At 68.4% G+C, this 22120-nt stretch carries 17 protein-coding genes; 4 read left to right on the top strand and 13 right to left on the bottom strand.

Translation table 11 applies throughout. The annotated features are described in order from the left end of the window. Positions 1 to 3 precede the first annotated feature (3 nt). Positions 4 to 1407: a PAS domain-containing sensor histidine kinase gene (locus AC6RUA_RS16215; RefSeq protein WP_499815788.1), complete on the top strand. Its 1404-nt coding sequence runs from the start codon at positions 4 to 6 to the stop codon at positions 1405 to 1407. 107 nt (positions 1408 to 1514) lie between these two features. On the opposite strand, the gene AC6RUA_RS16210 is transcribed toward AC6RUA_RS16215, so the two are convergent. Next, complete coding sequence (locus AC6RUA_RS16210; RefSeq protein WP_499815787.1) at positions 1515 to 2522, bottom strand: NAD-dependent epimerase/dehydratase family protein; 1008 nt, start codon at positions 2520 to 2522, stop codon at positions 1515 to 1517. Positions 2523 to 2606: 84 nt separating this feature from the next. On the opposite strand from AC6RUA_RS16210, the gene AC6RUA_RS16205 reads away from it, so the two are divergent. Continuing rightward, positions 2607 to 3272 (top strand): helix-turn-helix domain-containing protein, encoded by a 666-nt coding sequence (locus tag AC6RUA_RS16205; RefSeq protein WP_499815786.1) that lies wholly within the window; start codon positions 2607 to 2609, stop codon positions 3270 to 3272. Between the two features lie 84 nt (positions 3273 to 3356). Here the strand turns inward: AC6RUA_RS16205 and AC6RUA_RS16200 are convergent, their stop codons facing one another. Beyond that, complete coding sequence (locus tag AC6RUA_RS16200; RefSeq protein WP_499815785.1) at positions 3357 to 4376, bottom strand: DHH family phosphoesterase; 1020 nt, start codon at positions 4374 to 4376, stop codon at positions 3357 to 3359. Positions 4377 to 4576: 200 nt separating this feature from the next. On the opposite strand from AC6RUA_RS16200, the gene AC6RUA_RS16195 reads away from it, so the two are divergent. Continuing rightward, positions 4577 to 5386 (top strand): aldo/keto reductase, encoded by an 810-nt coding sequence (locus tag AC6RUA_RS16195; protein WP_499815784.1) that lies wholly within the window; start codon positions 4577 to 4579, stop codon positions 5384 to 5386. Between the two features lie 42 nt (positions 5387 to 5428). Here AC6RUA_RS16195 and AC6RUA_RS16190 read toward each other — a convergent pair whose 3' ends face one another. Then, positions 5429 to 7129, bottom strand: coding sequence for a glycoside hydrolase family 13 protein (locus AC6RUA_RS16190; RefSeq protein ID WP_499815783.1), 1701 nt, complete (start codon positions 7127 to 7129; stop codon positions 5429 to 5431). A 325-nt stretch (positions 7130 to 7454) separates the two neighbouring features. On the opposite strand from AC6RUA_RS16190, the gene AC6RUA_RS16185 reads away from it, so the two are divergent. Then, positions 7455 to 9140 (top strand): glycoside hydrolase family 13 protein, encoded by a 1686-nt coding sequence (locus AC6RUA_RS16185; protein ID WP_499815782.1) that lies wholly within the window; start codon positions 7455 to 7457, stop codon positions 9138 to 9140. A gap of 30 nt (positions 9141 to 9170) precedes the next feature. On the opposite strand, the gene AC6RUA_RS16180 is transcribed toward AC6RUA_RS16185, so the two are convergent. The 10 genes from AC6RUA_RS16180 to AC6RUA_RS16135 all read right to left on the bottom strand — a co-directional run bounded on the left by AC6RUA_RS16180 (position 9171) and on the right by AC6RUA_RS16135 (position 22100). Continuing rightward, a complete protein-coding gene (locus tag AC6RUA_RS16180) occupies positions 9171 to 9362 on the bottom strand; it encodes a hypothetical protein (protein WP_499815781.1) in 192 nt (63 codons plus the stop codon). Positions 9363 to 9367: 5 nt separating this feature from the next. Next, a complete protein-coding gene (locus AC6RUA_RS16175; protein WP_499815780.1) occupies positions 9368 to 10465 on the bottom strand; it encodes a TrmB family transcriptional regulator in 1098 nt (365 codons plus the stop codon). A 20-nt stretch (positions 10466 to 10485) separates the two neighbouring features. Further along, on the bottom strand, positions 10486 to 12882 hold the full coding sequence (locus AC6RUA_RS16170; protein ID WP_499815779.1) for an ABC transporter ATP-binding protein: 2397 nt from the start codon (positions 12880 to 12882) through the stop codon (positions 10486 to 10488). After that, entirely contained in the window at positions 12882 to 13925 is a 1044-nt protein-coding gene (locus tag AC6RUA_RS16165) for an ABC transporter permease (protein WP_499815778.1), read from the bottom strand. The genes AC6RUA_RS16170 and AC6RUA_RS16165 overlap by 1 nt, the downstream gene beginning before the upstream one ends. Then, on the bottom strand, positions 13912 to 14925 hold the full coding sequence (locus AC6RUA_RS16160) for an ABC transporter permease (RefSeq protein WP_499815777.1): 1014 nt from the start codon (positions 14923 to 14925) through the stop codon (positions 13912 to 13914). Before AC6RUA_RS16160 ends, AC6RUA_RS16165 begins: the two co-directional genes overlap by 14 nt. Before the next feature lie 24 nt (positions 14926 to 14949). Then, a complete protein-coding gene (locus AC6RUA_RS16155; protein ID WP_499815776.1) occupies positions 14950 to 16824 on the bottom strand; it encodes an ABC transporter substrate-binding protein in 1875 nt (624 codons plus the stop codon). 319 nt (positions 16825 to 17143) lie between these two features. Beyond that, positions 17144 to 17845 (bottom strand): TVP38/TMEM64 family protein, encoded by a 702-nt coding sequence (locus AC6RUA_RS16150; protein WP_499815775.1) that lies wholly within the window; start codon positions 17843 to 17845, stop codon positions 17144 to 17146. A gap of 118 nt (positions 17846 to 17963) precedes the next feature. Beyond that, positions 17964 to 18383: a VOC family protein gene (locus AC6RUA_RS16145; protein ID WP_499815774.1), complete on the bottom strand. Its 420-nt coding sequence runs from the start codon at positions 18381 to 18383 to the stop codon at positions 17964 to 17966. Between the two features lie 470 nt (positions 18384 to 18853). Next, complete coding sequence (locus AC6RUA_RS16140) at positions 18854 to 19990, bottom strand: ABC transporter ATP-binding protein (protein WP_499815773.1); 1137 nt, start codon at positions 19988 to 19990, stop codon at positions 18854 to 18856. 154 nt (positions 19991 to 20144) lie between these two features. Beyond that, positions 20145 to 22100 carry an ADP-ribosylglycohydrolase family protein gene (locus AC6RUA_RS16135; protein ID WP_499815772.1) on the bottom strand — a complete coding sequence of 652 codons (1956 nt, stop codon included), beginning with the start codon at positions 22098 to 22100 and terminating at the stop codon, positions 20145 to 20147. Positions 22101 to 22120 lie beyond the last annotated feature (20 nt).

Raw genomic sequence — 22120 nt, 5'->3', positions numbered from 1 at the left:
GCGATGGAGGCCGTAGCCACCGACGAGTCGTCGGTTCCGACGCTGCTGCTACTGGTCGGCGACGACCGAAACCGGGAGTTGCTCGCCGACCAGTTCGCCGACGGGTTCGAGATACGGACGGGCAACGACGACTCGCTGGACGGACCCTTCGACCTCTGTCTGCTCGACGGTGCGTCGTTCCGCGCCCACCGGCCGAAACTGCGAGCGCGGAAGGCCGACGCCGCGCCGACGTTCCTCCCGTGTCTGCTCCTCGCGGGGCAGCGCGCCCCGTACGAGTTCTCCTCCGAGGTGTGGGAGGTCGTCGACGAGGTGGTCCGCCGACCGGTCCGGCGGGCCGAACTCGACGCGCGCATCGAGAACCTCCTCCAGCGACGCCGCCTCTCGGTCGAACTCGCCCGGCGGAAAGAGCGCAGCGACCGCCGGTTCGAGTCCCTCTTCCGTTCGACGCCCGACCCGGTCGTCGTCGCGCGCACGGACGGCACCGTCACGGCGGCGAACGATGCGTTCGTCCGGGCGTTCGGCGTCGACCCCGACGACGTGGGGGACCGCCGCCTCCCCGACCTCGACCTCTCGCCGCCCGAATCGGTCGTGCGGTTGCTGGTCCAGTTCACGGACCCGGACGCCTCGACGACCACCGTCGACTGGGAACTCGACGGCGGGGAGTCGTTCGTCACCGAGTTGAACGTGAGTCCCGTCGACGACGGGAGCGCGGCCGAGCGCGTCGGCGTGTTCAGAGACGTCACCGAGCGGGTGGAGCGGGAGCGGGAACTCGAGCGGCAGAACGACCGACTGGAGGAGTTCGCCGACACGGTGGCGCACGACCTGCGGAACCCACTCACCGTCGCGCAGGGGAGACTCAACCTCGCACGCGAGACGGGCGACGCCGACCACTTCGACTCCGTCCGGGCGGCACTCGAGCGGATGGCACAGATGATAGACGAACTGTTGACCCTCGCGAAACAGGGACAGGTCGTCCGCGACGCCGACCCGGTCCCGCTCGGCGCGGCCGCCGAACGCGCGTGGCGCGCCGTCTCTACGCCGGCGGCGTCGCTCGAAACCGACGCGGGCCGACCGGTGCTGATCGCGGCAGACGAGGGACGTCTGCGTCAACTCCTCGAGAACCTCTTCGGGAACGCCGTCGACCACGGGGGCGAGACGGTGACGGTTCGCGTCGGGTCCCTCCCGGACGAGCGGGGGTTCTACGTCGAGGACGACGGTCCCGGCATCCCGTCGGAGAAGCGCGACGAGGTGTTCGACGCCGGTTACACCGACGCGGACGGGGGGACGGGCTTCGGTCTCTCCATCGTCCAGCAGATAGCCGAGGGACACGGCTGGGCAGTCACCGTCACCGAGAGCGACGCCGGCGGCGCCCGGTTCGAGATTTCGACCGTTCCCTCCTCGGCGTAACCGCGTTCGACCAGAGGCGCTCACCGTCGTCGCGCGCCCCCGCGACTCACGACGCCACGGTGGAGTAGAGCACACCGCGGGTCGGTCGCGGCGGGGTCGGGACCGCGCTACGCCGACTCTCCCGCCGACTCGGCCGATTCGGTCGTCGACTCGCCGCGCATCCCGGCGAGCGTCCCGTCCGACCGCCACGTCTCGACCACCTGCCGCAATCCCGCGCGGTAGGTGGGGTACTCCGGCTCCCACCCGAGTTCGCGTTTCGCCTTCCCGTTCGTCGTCGGCATCGGCGCGGTCAGTCCCTTCGCGGTTACCTTCCCGACGAAGAACCGGGCCAGCCACGCCGGCACCCGACTCGGTTCCGGCGCGTCCAGCAGGTCGGCGAACGTCTCGAAGAAGTCGGCCGGGGTCGCGGGTTCGTCGTCGACGACGTGGTAGACCCCGCTCGCGCCCGCTTCGACGGCGGCGACGCCTACCGCCGCCGCGTCGTCGGCGTGGACGAACGAGAGAGCGGCGTCCCGTCGGCCGAGCAGTCCGCCGCCCACGATCGGCAGGTCGCCGTCGAGCAGTTGCTCGCCCCACTCTCGCGTGTCCCTCGCGTCCGGCGCGTAGAAGAATCCACACCGGAGGACGGCGGCGTCGAACCCCTCGGCGTCGGCGCGCGCGTCCAAGAGGTCCTCGACGGCCGCGGCCGACCGCGTGGCCCTGTCCGGGTGACGCTCGGCCGTCTCGTCGAACCGCGACCCGTCCGGCTGCCGGGCGACCCAGACGACGCTCGGGAACACCGCCTGCCGGAGTCCGGCGGGGGCGGTGTCGAGCAGGTTCTTCGCTCCCTCCAGCCGAACGCGGTCGTTCCGTGCCCACTCCTCGTCGCTGGGCTTGGTCGAAGCCGGGATGGCCGTCGCGGCGTGGACGAGTACCTCGACGTCGTCGTCCATCGCTCGCTCGACGGACCCGTGGTCGAGCACGTCGCCCCGGCGCGGGCGTCCGCCGCGACGTTCGACCGCGCGCTCACCTGCGTCGTCACGGACCAGTCCGACGACCGCGTGTCCACGGTCGGCGAGTCGTTCGACGAGTCGACCCCCGAGGACGCCCGTCGCGCCCGATACGAACACCTTCATGCGCGGACGGTAGACGGCCGTCGGGGAAGGCTTGCTGCCGGAGTGGCGCGGGTGATTTATGCCAGCCGGGTCGTGGCTCCTCACGTGAAGCACGTCCGGGTCCGCATCACCGCGGGGGGCCGCGAGGCCGAGATCCACCCGATGTACGACCTGTGGGCCAACGCCCCGTTCGTCGAGCGAGCGACCGCCCTCCAGTGGAACTTCACGGGCGACGCGCTCGGCATCCTCCACTACGCGGTGGGCGACGCCGACGCGTTCGAGGCGGCGGTACGGGAGGTCCCGGAGGTGGTGGGCTACGACATCGTGCGCGCCGGCGAGGACGCCTTCTACGTCTACATCAGGGACGCGACGACCGACGCGCTGGCCGACCTGTTCGACCCCATCACCCGGGGCGGACTGGTCGTCGTCCCTCCCATCCGGTACCACGAGGACGGCACCGTGACGCTCTCGCTGTTCGGACCCGACGCCGAGGTGCAGGCGGCCATCGAGGCCGTCCCCCCGCCCGTCGACGTGACCGTCGAGACGGTCGGTGGACTGGACGCGACGGCGGCGGCCGTGGAGATGACGACCCGCCTCAGCGACCGGCAGCGCGAGGCCGTCGAGGCGGCGCTCGAACTGGGGTACTACGAGGTCCCGCGCGACGCCGGACAGGACGCCGTCGCCGCGGCGCTCGACTGCGCGCCGAGCACCGCGGCCGAACACCTGCGCAAGGCCGAGGCGAAACTCGTCTCCGCGGTGTTCGGCCGGTGACGCGGCTCGCCCGGTTCGAAACGCGAGCCGTCCCGGTCGTCTTCGAGCGACGTTCGTCCCTCCCCGCTCGCTCGTCTCCACCGCCTACGTCGAAGCGCCCCTCTCGGTGATGTTGAGCGCGGCGACGAGGCGGGCGGTGACGACCTGTTCGACCATCGCGACCAGTTGTTCCTCGTCGTCGTAGTCGGCGAACAGCCCCAGCGGCACCTCGCCTCCGGCCATCTCCCGGTGACCGCCGGCGCTCCCGACGGACGCGAACGCCTCCTCCAGCAACTCGCCGGCGTGGAGGCGCGCGTCGGTCGACCGCGCGCTCAGGTGGATGGAATCGTCGACGATGCCGAACACGATGGCCGTCTCCACGCCCTCGAGCGTGGCGAGGTAGTCGGCCGCCTGCGGGAGGGCGTCCCGCTCGCTCGTCCGCCCGACGTGCGAGACGAGCACCGACCCCCGGACCGTCCGGTTCCGGATGGCCTCGGCGATGGCGTCGACGGTGGCGCCGCTGACGGACGGCGTCGACAGCCGCCGGAGCAGGTCGTTGTCGGCGCGGCCGTGGAGGTAGCCGGCGGCGTCGTACTCGCGTTCGGTCACCCCGCGGAGGAAGCCCAGCGTCTCGCGCCGAATCGCGAACAGGAGCGCCGGGGCCAGCGACGTCTCGAACGGTACCTCGAGTTCGCGGACGTACTCGGTGAGGATGGTCGCTGTCGCGCCGACCGACTCGCGGTGGTCGACGAACCGCGCCTCGACGTCGTCGGCGGGGTGGTGGTCGATGACGATGTCGATGGGAGTTCCCTCTGGTACCGTGTTGTTCTGTCCCGGCCTGGCGTGGTCGACGAACGCGACGAGCGAGTTCGCCGGACGGTCGACCACCGCGTCGGGTTCGAACGGCGTGAGGTCGATGTCGAGGAGGTTGATGAACGCCCGGTTCTGCTGGTGGGAGATGTCGCCGCTGTAGAGGACCCGCCGCTCGTCGATTCCGGCCTCGGCCGCGATGCGGCCGAGCGCGAGCGCGCTCGCGAGACAGTCGGGGTCGGGGTTGTTGTGACAGACGATGGTGAGTTCCTCGCCGTCCGCGAGCAGGGCTTCGAGGGTCGCTGGACCGGTCATCCCTCGTTCGGTTCGGACGGGAGGTACAAGGCTCTACTCGTGGCCCGGCCGCCTCTCCTCGCGACGCTCGCGCCGCCCGCCGCGGGACTCCGTCGTTCGCGTCGGTCGCCGGAGCGCCCGGCGCTCACGCGGAACAGGAGGAGAACGGGACCGAGAACGAATCGCGGTATTGATGCGTTCGAACGGCGAACCCGGTAGTGATGCCCGCAGAGCTACCGCCGCTCGGTCTCGGGACGTACTCAGACGACGACCGCGACCAGTGGACCGAGAACGTCCGCACCGCGCTGGACGTCGGGTTCCGCCACGTCGACACGGCGCAGGTGTACGAGAACGAACAGTACGTCGGCGAGGGGATTCGAACCTCGGGCGTCGACCGCGACGAGGTCTTCCTCGCGACGAAGACGGTCCACCACGACGTCCCCTCGACCGCCGAGGAGGTCCCCGACGCCATCGACGGCTGTCTCGACCGCCTGGGCGTCGACGCCGTCGACCTGCTGTACGTCCACTGGCCGTCGGGCGTGTACGACGCCGAAGCCGTCCTCCCGTCGTTCGACGACGCCTACGAGGCCGGCAAGACGCGCCACGTCGGCGTCGCCAACTTCACGCCGGAACTGCTCGACGAGGCGAGCGAGGTCCTCGACGCGCCGCTGTTCGCCAACCAGGTCGAGATGCACCCGCTGCTCCCCCAGGAGGAACTGGTGTCGTACGCGCAGGAGCACGACCAGTGGCTCGTCGCCTACTCCCCGCTCGGGAAGGGGGCGGTGCTGGACGTCCCCGAAATCGTGGAGGTCGCGGAGAAACACGACGCGACGCCGGCGCAGGTGAGCCTCGCGTGGGTGCTCGACCACGACAACGTCGTCGCCATCCCGAAAGCGAGCAGCCGCGAGCACATGGAGCAGAACTTCGCGGCGCAGGACCTCGAACTCGACGACGAGGACCGCGAGCGCATCGACTCCATCGACCGTCGCCACCGGGAGATCGACCCGGACCACGGCCCCTGGAACTGGTGACTGGTAACCGGTGACGCGCCGGTCTCGGGCCGCGATGTCGCCTCAGAGCCGGTAGACGACTGCCTCGTACGGTCGGAACGTCGCCCCCTCCGGGTCGCTCGGCGGGTCGTCGTGGTTGTGCGCGAGCGGCTCCGCATCGCGGTCCTCGACCGCGGGGCTGTCGAACGACGCGGGCTCGGCCGACCAGTTGAGGACGACGAGCATCGCCTCGTCGCCGAGCGTCCGCGTGTACGCGTACAGCTGTTCGTCGTCCGGGAGGAGCAGGTCGTACTCGCCGTACACCAGCGCCTCCTCGCGCTGTCGCAGGTCGATGAGCCGCCGGTACTGCCGCCAGACCGAGTCCGGGTCGGCGCGCGCCGCCTCGACGTTGACCGTCTCGTAGTTCGGGTTGCACTTTATCCACGGCTCGCCGTCGGTGAAGCCGGCGTGCTCGTCGGCCGACCACTGCATCGGCGTCCGGGCGTTGTCGCGGCTGGTGTGGTTGACCAGGTCGCGGACGTCCTCGAAGGAGTCGATTCGCCCCTCGGCGACGAGGTCCTCGACCGCCCCGACGGTCTCGGTGTCGTCGATGTCGTCGAGGCTCTCGAACTCGGTGTTCGTCATGCCGATCTCGTCGCCCTGGTAGAGGAACGGCGTCCCGAGGCTCGTCAGGAGGAAGGTGGCGAGCAGCGTCGCGCTCTCCTCGCGGTACTCGCCGTCGTCACCGAACCGGGAGACGATGCGCGGCTGGTCGTGGTTCCCGAGGTACACCGAGTTCCAGCCGTGCCCCCGGAGGTCAGTCTGCCAGCGGCTCATGATGGCTTTGAACTCCGGGAGGCTCCACTCGCCCCACCCCTCGGGGTCCCACCGCCCCTCCGGCCCCACGTCGACGTCCATGTGCTCGAAGTGGAAGATGGTGTCCAGCCCGGTGCCGCCCTCGCCGAGCATCTCCATCGCCGTCTCCACCGGCGTGAGCGACATCTCCGCGACGGTCAGGACGTCGTAGTCGGAGAGCACGTCGTCGTACAGTTCCCGGAGGTACTCCCGCAGGCGCGGGCCGTGGAAGAAGTGCTCGATGCCCGTGGCGCCCTCGTCGAGCGCGCCGTCCGGCAGCCCCTCGGGTTTCGAGAGCAGGTTGATGGCGTCCATCCGGAACCCGTCGATGCCCTTCTCCAGCCACCACCGCATCATCGACTTCACGTCCGCGCGCACGTCGGGGTTGCGCCAGTTCAGGTCCGGCTGGTGTTCGTCGAACAGGTGGAGGTACCACTGTCCTCGCTCCTCGTCGTACGTCCACGCCGACCCGCCGAACAGCGAGTCCCAGTTGTTCGGCGGGTCGTCCGGCGCCCCGTCGCGCCAGTGGTAGTACTCCTCGTACTTCCCCTCGCGCCGCCGGGAGCGCTGGAACCACTCGTGTTCCTTCGACGTGTGGTTGACGACGAGGTCCATGATGAGCCGGACGTCCCGCCCGTGGAGCTCCGCCAGCAGCGTCTCCCAGTCGTCCATCGTCCCGAACTCGTCCATGATGGAGCGGTAGTCGCTGATGTCGTACCCGTTGTCGACGTTCGGCGAGTCGTACACCGGCCCGAGCCAGACCAGGTCGACCCCAAGGTCGTCGAGGTAGTCCACCTTCTCGACGATACCCGGGATGTCACCCACCCCGTCACCGTCCGAGTCGTTGAAGCTCCGCGGGTAGATCTCGTAGCCGACCGCCTCCTTCCACCACTCCCGCTCCGGGGAGTCGACGGGGTCGGTCCGGCTCATCGCTCACCGCGACCCCCGGGTTCACGTCGCCGTGGCGTTCGAGCCCGTGTCCGGCGTGCGTCCGTCGGTCCGGGGCGTCGGAGCCGTGTCGCCTCCCGGTCGTCGGCGGTGGTGGTGTCGCCGCGCATCTGTCTAAACCTATGATGAAACTATTCCACGAAATTTTTTCTATGTTCGGGCGGGAGTTCGACCAGAGCTATGACGCAGCCACGTCCGACGAGTCGCTCGGGGTATCGGGCGACCGGAGAGGAAGTTTCGAACAGACGCGCGTCCGGGGCGCCGTCGCGGGACGGACGCGGACGCCCGCGGCGAGGGCGGTAGACGGATGGGAGACGAACTCGACCGGACCTGGTGGAAGGAGGCGGTCGTCTACCAGATATACCCCAAGAGCTTCAACGACAGCGACGCCGACGGCGTCGGCGACCTGCGCGGAATCGAGCGGAAGGTCGACTACCTCGACGACCTGGGCGTCGACGCGGTGTGGCTCTGTCCGGTGTACGAGTCCCCCCAGGCGGACAACGGGTACGACATCAGCGACTACCGCTCCATCCTGAGCACGTACGGGGACCTGGGCGACTGGGAGCGGGTGCTCGAGAAACTCCACGAGCGGGACATCCGACTCATCATGGACCTCGTCGTCAACCACACGTCCGACGAGCACGACTGGTTCCTCGAGTCCCGCGAGTCGCCCGACAGCGACTACCGAGACTACTACTTCTGGCGACCGGGCGACGGCGACGGTCCGCCGAACAACTGGGACTCGCTGTTCGGCGGGTCGGCGTGGACGTACGACGAGGAGGCGGGCGCGTACTTCCTCCACCTGTTCGACGAGAAGCAGGCCGACCTGGACTGGACGACCGACGCGGTCCGCGAGGAGGTGTTCGACCTCATGCGGTGGTGGCTGGAGAAGGGCATCGACGGGTTCCGGATGGACGTCATCAACCTCATCTCGAAGACGGAAGGACTCCCCGACGGCGACCCCGAGTCCGGACTCACGGGGGCGGAGCACTTCATGAACGGGCCGAACGTCCACGAGTACCTCCAGGAGATGCACGAGGAGGTGCTCGCCGACCGGGACGTCCTGGCCGTCGGCGAGACGCCCGGAGCGGCAGTCGAGGACGCTCGGCGGTACGTCGGCGAGGACGGACTCTCGATGGTGTTCCAGTTCGAACACGTGAACGTCGGCCACGACGGGGACAAGTGGGCGGCGACCGACCCGGACCTCGTCGAGTTGAAGGAGGTGCTCGCCAAGTGGCAGAACGGCCTGGCCGACGAGGGGTGGAACAGCGTCTACCTCAACAACCACGACCAGCCGCGGATGGTGTCGCGGTTCGGCGACGACGGCGAGTACCGCCGGAAGTCGGCGAAGTTGCTCGCGACGCTCACCCACACCCTCCAGGGGACGCCGTTCGTCTACCAGGGCGAGGAGATCGGCATGACGAACGCGCCGTTCGAGTCGCGCGAGGAACTCCGCGACGTCGAGAGTCTCAACTTCGTCGAGGACGCCATCCGGAACGGCGACGCGACCGGCTACGAGGACGTCCGCGACGCCGTCGAGTACGTCGGTCGCGACAACGCCCGGACGCCGATGCAGTGGTCGGCCGACGAGCACGCCGGCTTCACCGACGGCGAGCCGTGGATAAAGTGCAACCCGAACTACGAGACGGTCAACGTCGAACGCGCCCGCGAAGACCCCGACTCGGTCTGGCACTACTACCGCGACCTCATCGAACTCCGGAGTGAGCGTGACCTGCTGGTGTACGGCGAGTTCGACCTCCTGTTCCCCGACCACCCGTCGCTGTTCGCGTACACGCGGACGCTCGGCGAGGAGCGCGGCCTCGTCGCGCTCAACTTCGACGACGAGCCGACCGAGTTCGCGGCGCCCGACGACGTGACGGTCGACGGACTCGAACTCGCGATGTCGAACGCCGACGCGCCCGCGGTCCCGCGCGAGTCGGTCGAACTCGGGCCGTACGAGGCGCGCGTCTACCTCACGCCCCCTCCCGAGTGACCCGAACGCGGCCGCTCGTGGCCGCCTCCGTCAGAACGGGTTCCAGTCGGCGCGGATGAGAGCGCCGAGTCCCAGTAGCGACGCTCCGATGATGCCGAACCCCAGCAGCGCGATGGCGCGCGACGCCGACCCCGGCTGCTGGAACGGGAACGAGACCGCGAGCAACACCAGCAACACGAGGTTGAACGCGAACATGAGCCGCCAGACGGTCGTCGCGGGCACGGCTGTCAGTCCCTCGGTCGGAGCGTGGTGACCGCGGCCCGGTAGTCCTCGATGAACGCGCCCGTCCCGCCGACGCTCACCCGCTCGCCCCCGTCGGTCTCGACGAGCAGGCCGTTCTCGACCGGGAAGTCGCCGCTCACCGGTTCGACGAAGCTCTGTCGCACGTCGACGACCCGGCCGGTCAGTTCCTCGCCGCCCTCGGTCAGTATCTCGACGTCCAGTTCGGTGCCGTTCCGGCGGTGAAGCGCCGACTGGAACACGACGTGCCGGAACAGTTCGAACCGTCGCGGGAGCGGACTCGGCCCGGTCACGTACGTCTCGGACGCGACGGGCCAGTAGCTCCCCATGAACGACCCGAGGACGGAGCCGGCGAGGTGTCGCTCAGAGAGGACGACGGCGTCCTCCTCGTCGTGGGTCCCCGAGAGCAGTCCGCCGTCGCCGACGATGGCGTCGTGGTTGTCGACGACGACCATGAACGGCGCCCGTTCGCGCCACGCGCGAGCGACGCTCGCGCTCCCTTCGAACTGCGACGGCGACAGCGTCGTCGGGTCGACGTCGCTGTACAGCCCGATGACGAGCACGTCCCCCTCGACCGCCGCCGCCAGTTCCTCCTCCACGTGGTCGTGTTCGGCGAACGGCACGGAGATGAACACCTCCTCGCGCGCGCTGGCGATGAGCCGTCCGAGGTGTTTCAGCGCGGTCTGTCTCGACTTCACCGTCTGGAACTGCGACGTCTGGGGTGCCGTCTCGGTGTAGCGCTCCTCGAGCGCCGGGGTCAGCGACTGGATGCGCTCGGTCACCTCCGCCATCGCCTCCGCCGGGGGCCGCGCCCGAATCGTCGTCGGCGACGCGTGGTCGTTCACCTGCACGAACCCGCGGTCGGCCAGCCGGGACGCGATGCTGTAGACGTAGCGCTTCGAGACGTCGGCGCTGTCGGTGATGGCGCTCGCGGTCGTCTCGCCGTGCTCCAGTACCGCGAGGTACGTCTCTATCTCCTTTTCGGACAGGCCGAACGTGTTCAGTTCACGCCGGAGCGACTCGCCGTCGAACGTCGTCTCGGGCGTCTCGGACTTCTCGGGCCGTTCGGAGTTCTCGGGATCCATGGTGTGTCTCGACCTCCAGCTCAGTCCGAGAGACCGGTCGGCTCTCCCGGTTGCGAGGGGTCGTAGAGGTGGCACGCGACCGGGTGGGCCTCGTCGGTCGCGGTCGGTCGACTCCGCTCACAGACGCTCTCGTAGCGCTCCCGGAGCGTCTCGCTCGCGCGCTCCCACTCGCCGTCGGCGAGTGCGGCGAGCGCCTCGTCGACGCGCTCGCGGTGCCGTTCGGGGAGCGACTCGTCGAAGGCGGTCTCCCGCAACTCTTCGACCGTCGCGTCCGTCGGGTCCCCGCCGAACGGTTCGGTCGAGCGCTCGTCGACGGCGTGGCGGAGGGTCATTATCTCGTTGTAGACGGCCTGGTCGATACTTATTCCCTCCGGAGGGATGACGTTCGGGCACCGCGTGTGGAACCGGCAGCCCGACGGCGGGTCGACCGGGTCCGGGATGTCGATGTCGCGCACCGGCGGTTCGGCCACCTCCTGCTCGGGCTCGAGGTCGGCGGTCGCCCACCGGAGCACCTTCGTGTACGGGTGTTTCGGGTTCTGCAACACCGACTCGGCCGGCCCGATCTCGACGAGTTCGCCGAGGTACATGATGCCGACGCGGCCGCCGGACGTCTCCGAGAGGTAGCGCGCGTTCGAGAGGTTGTGGCTGATGAACAGGTAGGAGGTGCCGAACTCCTCCTGGAGTTCCAGTAGCAGGTTCATCGTCTCGACGCGCAGGCTCACGTCGAGCGCGGACACCGCCTCGTCGGCGAGGATGAGGTCCGGGTTCATCAACAGCGCGCGCACCAGCGCCACCCGCTGTTGCTCCCCGCCGCTCAACTGGTGCGGGAAGCGCCCCGCGTAGTCGCTCGCCGGCGTCATTCCCACCCGCTCTAACATACGGAGGATGCGCGCGCGGCGGTCCTCGCTCCCCATCTCCGACTTCCAGCGCTTCAGCGGCGCGGCGAGCGTCTTGACGACCGTCCGGTTCGGGTTCAGCGCGCTCCCGGGGTCCTGGTGGATTATCTGGAGCGACTTGCGGATGTCGCCGAACGGGACGTCGCCGTTCCCGTCCTTCGCCTCCCAGACGTCCTGTCCCCGATACTCGACCGACCCACCGGTGGGCCGCTGGGCGGCGATGGCGGCCTTGCCGAGCGTGGTCTTCCCGCAGCCCGACTCGCCCACCAGCGCCACCACGTCGTCCTCGGGGATGTCGAGGTCGACGCCGTCGACGGCGCCGACCGTCTGCGGGTCGTTGAACAGCCCCTCGATGAACCCCTGGTCCTTCTCGAAGTGGACCTCGACGTCGTCGAGCGAGACGACGGCCTCCCCCTCGGTCTCGTGACCCTGTGTCGCGGCCGTCTCGGCCGGGTCCACGCTCGCCCCGTCGGTGTCGAGCGAGCCGAGGTCGTAGTCGACGGCCTCGCGCGCCTCCTCCCAGTAGTGGCAGGCGGCGGCGTGGTCGTCGTCGACGTCGTACATCGGCGGGTCGTCGGTCCGGCACCGCTCGTCCGCGAGCGGGCAGCGGTCGGCGTAGGTACACCCCGTCGGGATGTTCACCGGGTCGGGGGCGCTCCCCTCGATGGAGTCCATCGTGTCGAGCGGCGCGTCCAGGTTCGGGACGGCCTTCAACAGCGCGCGGGTGTACGGGTGCGCGGCGTTCCGGACGATGTCGTTCGCCGGGCCGACCTCCGCGAGTTCGAACGCGTAGAGCACCGCCAACCGGTCGGCGAGGCCGGCGACCAGCGGCAGGTCGTGCGTGATGAACACGACGGTCAGGTCGTACTTCTCCTGGAGTTCCGACAGCAGCGAGAGGATGGAGCGCTGCATCAGGAGGTCGAGCGCGGCGGTCGGTTCGTCCATCACGAGCACGTTCGGTTCGAGGACGAGCGAGAGCGCGATGAGCGCCCGCTGGCTCATCCCGCCCGACAGTTCGTGCGGGTAGGAGCCGAGGACGCGCTCGGGGTCGAGGTAGAGGTCCGCGAGCAGTTCCCGGGCCCGCTCCATCCCGGCGTCGACGTCGGCGTCGTGCGCCTCGAGCGTCTCCTCGAAGTGGCCGGCGATGGACATCGTGGGGTTGAACGAGGAGAGCGCCCCCTGGAACACCATGGATATCTCCTCCCAGCGGAGCCGTTTCAGCTCCTCGTCGGAGAGGCCGAGCACGTCGACCGGGTCGCCGTCGGGCGGGTAGTAGGTGACGTCGCCCGTCAACCGGCCCGACTCCTCGATGGCGTCGAGCATCGCGGACGCGAGCATCGACTTGCCCGACCCCGACTCGCCGACCACTCCCAGAATCTCCTGCCGGCGCACGTCGAGGTCGACGCCGTCGAGCACGCGGGAGGTCCCGCGGCTCATCTCGAACGTCACCTTGGCGTCTCGCATCTCGATGATGGTGTCCTGTTCCGTACCGGCGTCCGGGTGGTGTTTCGTCGTCGCCATTAGCGAACCACGTCCGTTGACCGCGCGTCGGTCGACCTGTCGTCGGCGTCCTCGTCGTCCGCGCTCCGGTCGAGGTGGCGGGCGCGGACGCGCGGGTTGAACAGGCGGTCGGCAGCCTGTGCGAACATCGTCAGCGCCAGCGCGAGGACGATGATGGCGAGCATCGGCATCAGGAGCCAGTGGAACGCCTCCGGCGAGGAGACCGCCCCGGCCTGGCTGTACGCGTTGTTCATCATCACGCCCCAGTTGGCGTCGCTGTACGGCAGGATGCCGAGGAAGTACAGCGCGACCGACCCGAAGATGACGCTGCGCGCCTGCTGGACGAAGTTCATCGTGATGTACGGCATGAGGTTCGGGACGATGTCGACCGCGATGATGTCCCTCGTCGAGATGCCGATGATGCGCGACGCCTCGACGTACGACTCGTCGCGCAGCGTGAGCACCTGCGAGCGGATGGAGCGCGCCAGCCCCGCCCACGCGTTGATGGTGAGCAGGATGCCGATGACGATTGGGCTGCCCGTCAGCACGTCCTGGAGCGCGCCCGCGAGGACGATGACGAGCACGAGTCCCGGCAGCGTCATGGCGACGTCGGTGAACGTCATGATGAGGCTGTCGACGGTGCCGCCCTTGTAGCCGGAGACGGTGCCGAGCACCGTCCCCAGCACCACCGAGAACACCGCCCCGGAGGCGATCATCAGGAGCATCGCGGGCGTCGCGTGGACGATCTGCGCGAAGATGTCGACCCCCGAGAACGTCGTCCCGAGCGGGTGGGCCATGTTGTAGAACGCGCCCACGAGCGCCGGCCCCTGGTTCGGCCGGGGGACGGGGACGAGCATCACGCCCACCGTCCCCATCAGGACGTAGCCGAGGATGATGAACACCGACAGCAGCGCGCGCCAGTCGTTCATCACGATGCGCGTCGGCGCGAGGACGACCTCCTCGAACGACTGCCGGTAGCGCTCGCGCCGCGAGAGGTTCTCGCCGGCGACGGTCTCGAAGTCCGACGCCGGCGCGTCCGCGGACGTGCCCTCAGTAGGACTCACTGTTCTGGCCTCCCTTGGCCCGCGGGTCGATGTAGCCGTACGTCATGTCGGCGACGAACACGCCGATGGTGACCGCCACCGCGATGAGGATGAACGCTCCCATCATCACCGGGTAGTCTCGTTGGCCGATGGACTGGATGAGGTAGTAACCCACGCCGGGGTACGCGAAGATCTGTTCGAGGATGACCGACCCTCCGAACATGAACCCGATGGCGATGAGCAGCCCCGTGTACATCGGGAGGATGGCGTTGCGCCCGACGTACCGCAGCGCGATGCGCCGCTCTGGCAGGCCCCGCAGGCGGGCGACGCGGAGGTAGTCCTCCCCGAGGACGCGGATGCTGTTGCCCCGCATCGTCAGCGCCCACCCGCCGAAGCTGGCGATGACCAGCGAGAGGATGGGGAGCGCCCCGTGGTACAGCACGCTGAGGAGGAAGTCGGGGTTCGCCAGCGAGACGGTCACCGCGGACTCGTAGCGCCCGCCGGTCGGGAACAGTTCCGCCCGGTAGCCGAGGAACGTGATGAACAGCAGTCCGATGACGTAGAAGGGGATGGAGTTCGACACGAGCGACACGGCGGTCGACCCCGTGTCGAACAGGCTCCCCTCCCGGTACGCCATGAACGCACCCAGCGAGACGCCGACGACGAACTGGACGAACAGCGCCGACGCCATCAGGAACACGGTCCACGGGATGGCCGGCCCGAGGATGGCCGTCACCGGCTCGTTGTACCAGATGGACTGCCCGAACTGCAGGTGCAGGATGTCCCAGATGTAGTCGAAGTACTGGACGTACAGCGGTTCGTCGGCCGCGATGTTGGTCTGGGCGGCGACGCGCTGTGCGATCTGTTCTTGCGTGAGCGACCCCCCGCTCTGCTGGATGAGCTGTGCCCGGAGGTAGTCGGCCGGGCCGCCGGGGAGCAGCCGAACGATGCCGAACGAGATGGAGATGACTGCGAAGACGGTGAACACCGCCTGTCCGGTGCGACGGAGAACGTAACTCATGGTTGTGTGTGTTCTACGCCCCCGTTACTCCTGCCGCTTGGCCGTCCAGGCGCCCATGCGGGGGAGCCACTCGGTGGGCCAGTACTGCTGCACCTTCTGACTGTCCTTCGGGGGGACGTTCCACTCGTCGGCGGTGAGGAACGTCTGTGCGAGCTTCTCCTGAAGCGGGAGCACCGGGAGCGTCTGGTTGGTGACCCACGCGAGTTCCTGAATCCCGCCCAGCGCCTCGTCCCGACCGGTCTTCGACAGCTCGGCCACCATCTCGCCCGGCGTGACCGACTGGGCCTCGCCCGACGGGTCCGACAGCGGAGCCACCTCGAAGCTGTCGGGCACGCTCCAGTACTCGTTGGAGTCCGTGCTGTTGTAGAGGAAGTCGTAGTGGAAGTACGGGTAGCTGTTACTGTAGTCGGCCCACCCCTGCAGGCCGATGGTGAACTCGTGGTTCGAGTACACCTTTCCCCAGTACGTCGAGGTGTCCTGCGCGTTGAGCTGGGACTTGATGCCGAACGTGGAGAGCTGGCTCGTGACCGTCTTCGCCCCGGCGACCCAGTCGGTGAACCCGGACGGCGCGGAGATGTCGAGTTGGAGCGGGCTCCCGCTCTCGTCCTGCCAGGTGCCGCCGCTCTTGGTGTAGCCGGCGGACTCCAGCAGGCTCGTCGCCTTCTCGGTGTCCGTCTCGTACGCGTCGAACTGCTCCTCGACACCGTCGAGCCACTTGTCGGTCACCGTGCCGCTGAACTGCCCGGTGAGCCCGCTCGGGTACTGGACGGGGAGCTTCGACTCCGTCCCCGCCCCGGAGTTCTTCGCCACCGCCTCGCGGTCGATGACGTGCGCGAGCGCCTGCCGGACCTCCCGCTTCGCGAGGTGCTCGTTGCGGAAGTTGAACACCAGTCCGAGGCCCCAGTGACGCGGGATGAGCCCGACCCGGGTGTGGTCGGGAAGCTGACTCAGTTTGTTCGAGGGCATGAACAGCGTCGCCGAGCCGTCGGTCCGGTCGTTGATGAGCGCGTTCCAGCGCTTCTGGTTCGACGGCATGTAGAGGTACTCCATCTCCGGGAAGTTGATGCTCCCCGCGTCCGGGTGGTCCTCGTACTGCGACAGCAGCGTACGCTGGCTGTCGGCGTCCTCGAACTGGAACGGCCCGTTGCCCACCGGGTCGGTGACGGCCATGTTCTGGAGTTCAGTGATGACCTCCCCGCGGGCGGACTCGCCGCCCGCCTCGTCGGCGCGTTTGACGAACTCGCCGTAGACGCTGTCCTTCGCGACCAGCCGCTTCGGCTGGAGGTACGACAGAACGATCTGCTCGTTGACCTGCTGGTTCAGCGCGATCTCGACCGTCTTGTCGCCGGTCTCCGTGACCGCGCTACCCACCTCGTCGACGTACTGCTGGAGCGACCCGCCGGTGTACATGTCCAGTTTCAGCTGGTTCACCACGTCCGTCGCGGACACGGCCGTCCCGTCGTGCCAGGTGAGGCCGTCGCGAATCGTCAGCGACACCGACCCCTCGCCGAACGACCACTCCGAGATGGCGTACGGGTAGAACTTCTGCTCCGCGATGTTGTACCGCATGAACCGGTCCCACAGCACGCGCCGGGGCTCGGCGTAGTTCTTCCCGTTCCAGGGGTTGTACTGGGAGTCCTGCGGCACCGCCCACTGCGCCACCGTCAGCGCCGAGTCCATCGGTTGACCCTGGCTCTCGGGGGTCGCGCTGTCGCTCTGGGTCGTCGCGGCCGGTTCGGTCGTCGCGGGTTCGCCGCTCGTGCTCCCGCCACCGCTCTGGGTCGCCTGCCGTCCGCCACAGCCCGCCAGTCCGGCGACGACGCCGGCCGCTCCGACTCGTTTCACCAGACTCCGCCGGTTCAGTCCACCGTCCGCGCCGCCGCCGTTGTGGTCCGACATTGTTCATGTTCGTCTCTAGGAGACACCGGGTTAAAAATTTCGGTGAAATCCTATCTCACGATTTTCGTAACGAATATCTCTTCTCCAGAATGTCTTCGTAATCAACCGTGTCGAATCGGAAAACTCGACTGCCAGCCCGTCTATCGACCGGACTAGCGAGACCGACCACTCCTCGTAGTTCGGGTTGGACCGTCGAGCCGTGTGGCTGGAGGGGGAGGAATCGGTCGGTGTCACCCCTCTCTGGGCCGCCAGACCACCGCTCGCCGGGGTGACGCACGCGGCGCCGAACGGACGTCGGCGGCCGGACTCGACACGGCTCTCAGTGCTGGGAGTCGCCGATGAACCGCTGCACGAAGTCCCGTACCGTCTCCTGTTTGTAGTACCCGACCACCGACAGTACCACCACCACGCCGATGAGCGCCAGCGCCCGACGCACCTGCCCGCTCGCCAGTTCGCCGCCCGCGTAGACGGTGATGACGTACGCCGGGAGCCGACCGATGGTGATGGCTACCATGAACGTGCGGAGGCGCCAGTTCGTGAGACCGGCCAGGAAGCAGATGGCGTCGTCCGGGAGGCCGGGGACGATGACGAACGCGAGCAGGCCCGGGAACCCGATCCGCTCGACGAACCCGTCGAAGCGCGCCATCACCTCGTCGTTGAGCATCCCCTCGACGAACTCCCGCCCGTACCGCTTCGCCAGCGTGAACGCGACTGCGCTCCCGAGGAGGACGCCCACCAGACTGTACACGGTGCCGGCCACCGGCCCGAACAGGTAGCCGGCGACGAGCGCGACGACCTGCCCGGGGACGGGAGCCACCACGACCTGTACCGCCTGCAGGAGCGTGAAGACGACGGGCGCGAGCGCGCCGAACTGGGCGATCCACACGCGGAGTTCCTGCGGGTCGAAGACGAACGGCGCGTACCGACGGAGCGCGACGTAGAGGGCGACGAGCGCCGCCGACCCGAGGACGGCGAAGAGAACGCCACGCCGGCGGGCCTTCGCCGACGAGAATATCTCCATCTACTCTCAAAACGGGCACCTGTCGACTTTAGTGTTGTCGCCTCGGGACGACGGCTGAGCGATACGCGCTACGCACGCGAGCCGAGAGCCGCTCGCCTTCGGTCTGGCGACCCGCCGGTTACTCCTCGAGCACCTCGACGAGCGCCCCTTCCGGGTCGCGGAGGAAGAGGATTCGCGTGCCGCTGTCGGTCGTCTGGGGCGGGCTCAGCGTCTCGACGTGCGCGGGGAGTTCGTCGTAGAACGCGTCGACGTCCGAGACGGCGAACCCGAGGTGTGCCGTCCCGGGTTGGTTGAGCGAGTCGGCCGCCGACCGGTCGCCCTCCGGGTCGTACTCCACGAGTTCGACGCGCGCGCCGCCCGCGTCGAGGTGGACGAACGACCCGGTGGCGTCCTCGACGCCGACGCCCGTCGCGAACGCGTCGTCGGATAGCACGAACTCGCTGAGGACGTCGAGTCCGAGGGTGTCGCGGTAGAACTCGACGGCCCGGTCCAGGTCTTCGACTGTCACCGCGTAGTGGTGGGATTCCAGAGCGACCATGCGACACGTCGGTGGGGAGGCCCCGAAAAGACTCCGCCTCGCTCGTCCGGTACCTCGCTTGATTCGTGTTCGGTCGATCCGCCCGTCTCGGCTACCCGGTCTACTCCTATCCTAGTATGACCGATTGTTGTCCTATTCTATTTAGTACTACTCTCTGGAGGTTTCGACGCCGAGATAATATGTTCATAATTGAACTCCCAACGTGAACTTTTACGAATATGAATATGTATATATGTGGGAGGAACGAAAAAGAACCCCGCACCACCAACTGTTCCCGACGAATACCTAAATACTTCATACATAACAATAGTGAAGTATGATTCGATTACAACCACGCTCGTGATTCGTCCGTTCGGTGTCGGGTCCCGTCGTCTGCGCTACCGCTCACTGCGGTGGTCGTGGTCGGCGGGAGAGGCCTCGACGGTTCGGCGAGTGGAGTCCCGTTCCGACGCCCGGTGTCCCGGTCGCGCTCAGGCGGTGACGCCCCACTCCGCCTCGTCCTCGGCGGTGAACTCCCTGTTCTTGAGAGCCTCGCCCGTCCGTCCGTCGAACAGGTGGATGCGCTCCTCGGGGAACCGGATGGTCAGTTCGTCGCCCTCCTCGACGGAGAGACGGCCCGACACCGTCGCCGTGCACGCCACGTCGCCGACGTCGAAGTGGACGAACGTGGTCTCGCCGAGCGGTTCGGTGACGTTCACGGTGATGTCTATCGCGTTCGGACCGTCGTCGCCGACGACGATGTCCTCGGGGCGGATGCCGAGCGTGACGGTCCCGCTGTCGGACGCGTCCAGTTGCCGGACGGTCTCCTGGGAGAGCCGATAGCCGAACGCCTCGTGTTCCAGCAGGTCGTCGGACCGTGACATCGCGAAGAAGTTCATCGAAGGGGAGCCGATGAAACTCGCGACGAACTGGTTCGCGGGCTTGTGATAACACTCCATCGGCCGTCCAATCTGCTGGAGTTCGCCCCCGTCGAGGACGGCGATGCGGTCGCCCATCGTCATCGCCTCCGTCTGGTCGTGCGTCACGTAGATAGTGGTCACGTCCAGCCGTTGCTGGAGTTCTTGGAGTTCGGTGCGCATCTCGGTCCGGAGTTTGGCGTCGAGGTTCGACAGCGGTTCGTCCATCAGGAACACCTCCGGCTCCCGGACGATGGCGCGCCCGAGCGCCACCCGCTGCTGTTGCCCGCCCGAGAGCTCTCCCGGCCGGTCGCCGAGCAGGTCCTCGATGCCCATCACCCGCGCCACGTCCTCGACGCGCTCGTCGATCTCCGCGTCCGAGAGGTCGGTCGTCATCCGCAGGCCGAACGCGATGTTCTCGCGCGCGGTCATGTGGGGGTAGAGCGCGTAGCTCTGGAACACCATCGCCATGTTCCGGTTCATCGGTTCCCGGTCGGTGACGACCTCACCGTTGAGCACGATGTCGCCCTCGGTCAGCGTCTCCAGGCCGCCGACGCATCGGAGCGTGGTCGACTTCCCGCATCCGGACGGGCCGACGAGGACGAGGAACTCCCCGTCCTGAATGTCGATGGCCAGGTCGTCCACCGCGACGACCGAACTCCCCGCGGCACCGAACGTCTTGGTGAGGTGGTCTATCTGCAACTCGCCCATAGACGGTAGATAACAATCCTCAGTGTTATATCTGTGTGTTCCCCCGCGTGGAACGACCGGTCCGAGCCTCGACCTGGTGGCCGGGAGCCCCGACCGTCCGACGTTCACCTCCCCTGGCCGGCGGCCCGCCCGAGACGCTGCGCGGCCGGCGCCGTCACGGCGGCGCGAACAGGACGTCGGTGAGGAAGTAGTAGCCGCCCGGGGACGCCGTCCGTCCGGTCGCCGCCGGGACGACGTACGCGGCCAGCGGACCGTCGCCGTCGTGTTCGAACGCTATCTCGAGTTCGTGGTCACCGGCGTCGATGTCGAGTCCGCCCCCCTCGCTGTGGTGGTCGAGGTCGGTCGCCAGCATGTCGGGTTCCCGGCGCGCGGGCCTGTCGATGAACGCCTCCCCGTCGAGCGCGGCGACTACGGCCGCCGACGAGTGGACCTCTATCTGCGCGGTCCGCTCGCGGGGGTTCGTGAGGGTGGTTCGGGCGGTGTACCGCCCCGGTTCGGTCGTACCGAGGGCGTCGGACACGGACAGGCGGTTGCCCGCGAACTCGGCGGTCGTCTCCGCACCGTTCGGCCCGGTGAGTCGCCAGTGCGTCGCGGCGACCAGCGCGAGGTCGACGGTAGCGGTCGCCCACGGCGACCCGTCGTGAGTCCGGTGTATCCGTAGCGTCACCTCGTTCGACGACTCGACTCGCCCGTCGGAGCGGACCGACGCGTCCCACGCGAGTCGGTCGCCCGGCCGCAGGTCGTACGGCCTGGGGTCGGGGCCGTCCCACCCGCTGGGAACGTCGAGACCGAGTTCGCCGCGCCGTGACTCGCTCGACGTGTTCTCGACCGCTATCCTGAGTTCTCTCTCGGAGTGGACCCCGATGGCCGGTTCGCCGCCGTCGAACGTCACCTCGACGACGAGGCTGGGGTCGTCCCGGGACCCCCGCGGTAACGGGACGGTGAGCGTCGAAGGGTCCTGCCCCCAGCGGCTCCTTGGGTCCACCCACTCGTCCAGTTCTCGGAACGACGCGACGGCTCCGTCCGGAACGACGGTCGACGCCTCGCGCTCGATGCTGACCGGAAGGTCGCGGGCGACGATGACCTCTCTCGCCGCCGCCAGCGTCCGGTCGGTCAGTTCGGTCAGGTCGTCGGGCGCGGGGAACCCCTTCACCTGCGGGCGAGTGACCACCGAGTGGCCGATGGGCTCGACCCACCGGTCGGGAATGCCGTCCCTGCCGTTGAGGATACCGAGGACGGCGCCGAGCGTCGCGCCGGAGCTGTCGGTGTCGTACCCGCAGTTGACGCACTTCAACAGCGCGTCGCCCACGTCGTCGCCGTACAGCCACCCCAGAACGACGAACGCCAGGTTCTGGGGTGCGTTCGTCATGTCGGGGTGGCCGTGCTCTTCGAGGACGAATCGGCGCGTCGTCTCCCAGTCGTGACCGTCCCGGTGCCAGTCCACGACGTCCCCGACGGCCCGGGCGACACGGCAGTCGTCCGGGACGTGCGCGAGGCCGACGTCGACGAGGCGGTGGGGGTCGTCTTCGACGAACGCGGCGCTCTCCAGGGCCGCGTTGAACATCTCCCCGTAGACGCCCTCGCCGCCCGCGTGGTCGACGACGGCGTCCTCGTAGGCGTAGGCGGCCGCGACGCCGGGCGCTCCCGGTGCGACCAGCGCCCAGATCTCCGACCGGATAGGCGCGCCCATGCAGTCGTTGTAAAACCCGTTGTTGAACCGGCCGGAGACCGGCGGGTCGACCCCGCGCCGGAGGTTCGCCAGCGCGTAGCGGTACTCGTTGTACGGGAAGAACACGTGGTCGACCCACTCCCGGCCGAGGTCGGTCGCGGTCAGGCCGGGGCCGTGCTGTTCGAGCGCGTGGAGCCAGATCAACTGCAGGTCGAGGTCGTCGTTCGCGAGCGGCGTGGGTTCGCCCGCGTCGGTCGAATCGGGATAGTAGTCGATGTCGGTCGTGTCGAACTCGGCGGGGAGTTCGGGGTAGAACGACAGGTCCAGCAGTTCCTTACGCCCCTCGACCGGTTCCCCGAGCGTGCCACCGACGTTCTTGCCGAGCCAGGCCCCGTACGCCTTCCGGTAGTACTCCTCCTCGTTGAGGCGGATGGACGACATCTCGTCGTCCTACACCGACG

The sequence above is a fragment of the Halorarum sp. SLYT50 genome, from assembly GCF_059821265.1.
Note: the sequence above shows the minus strand (reverse complement) of the source record. Positions and strands in the feature narration are given on the sequence as shown.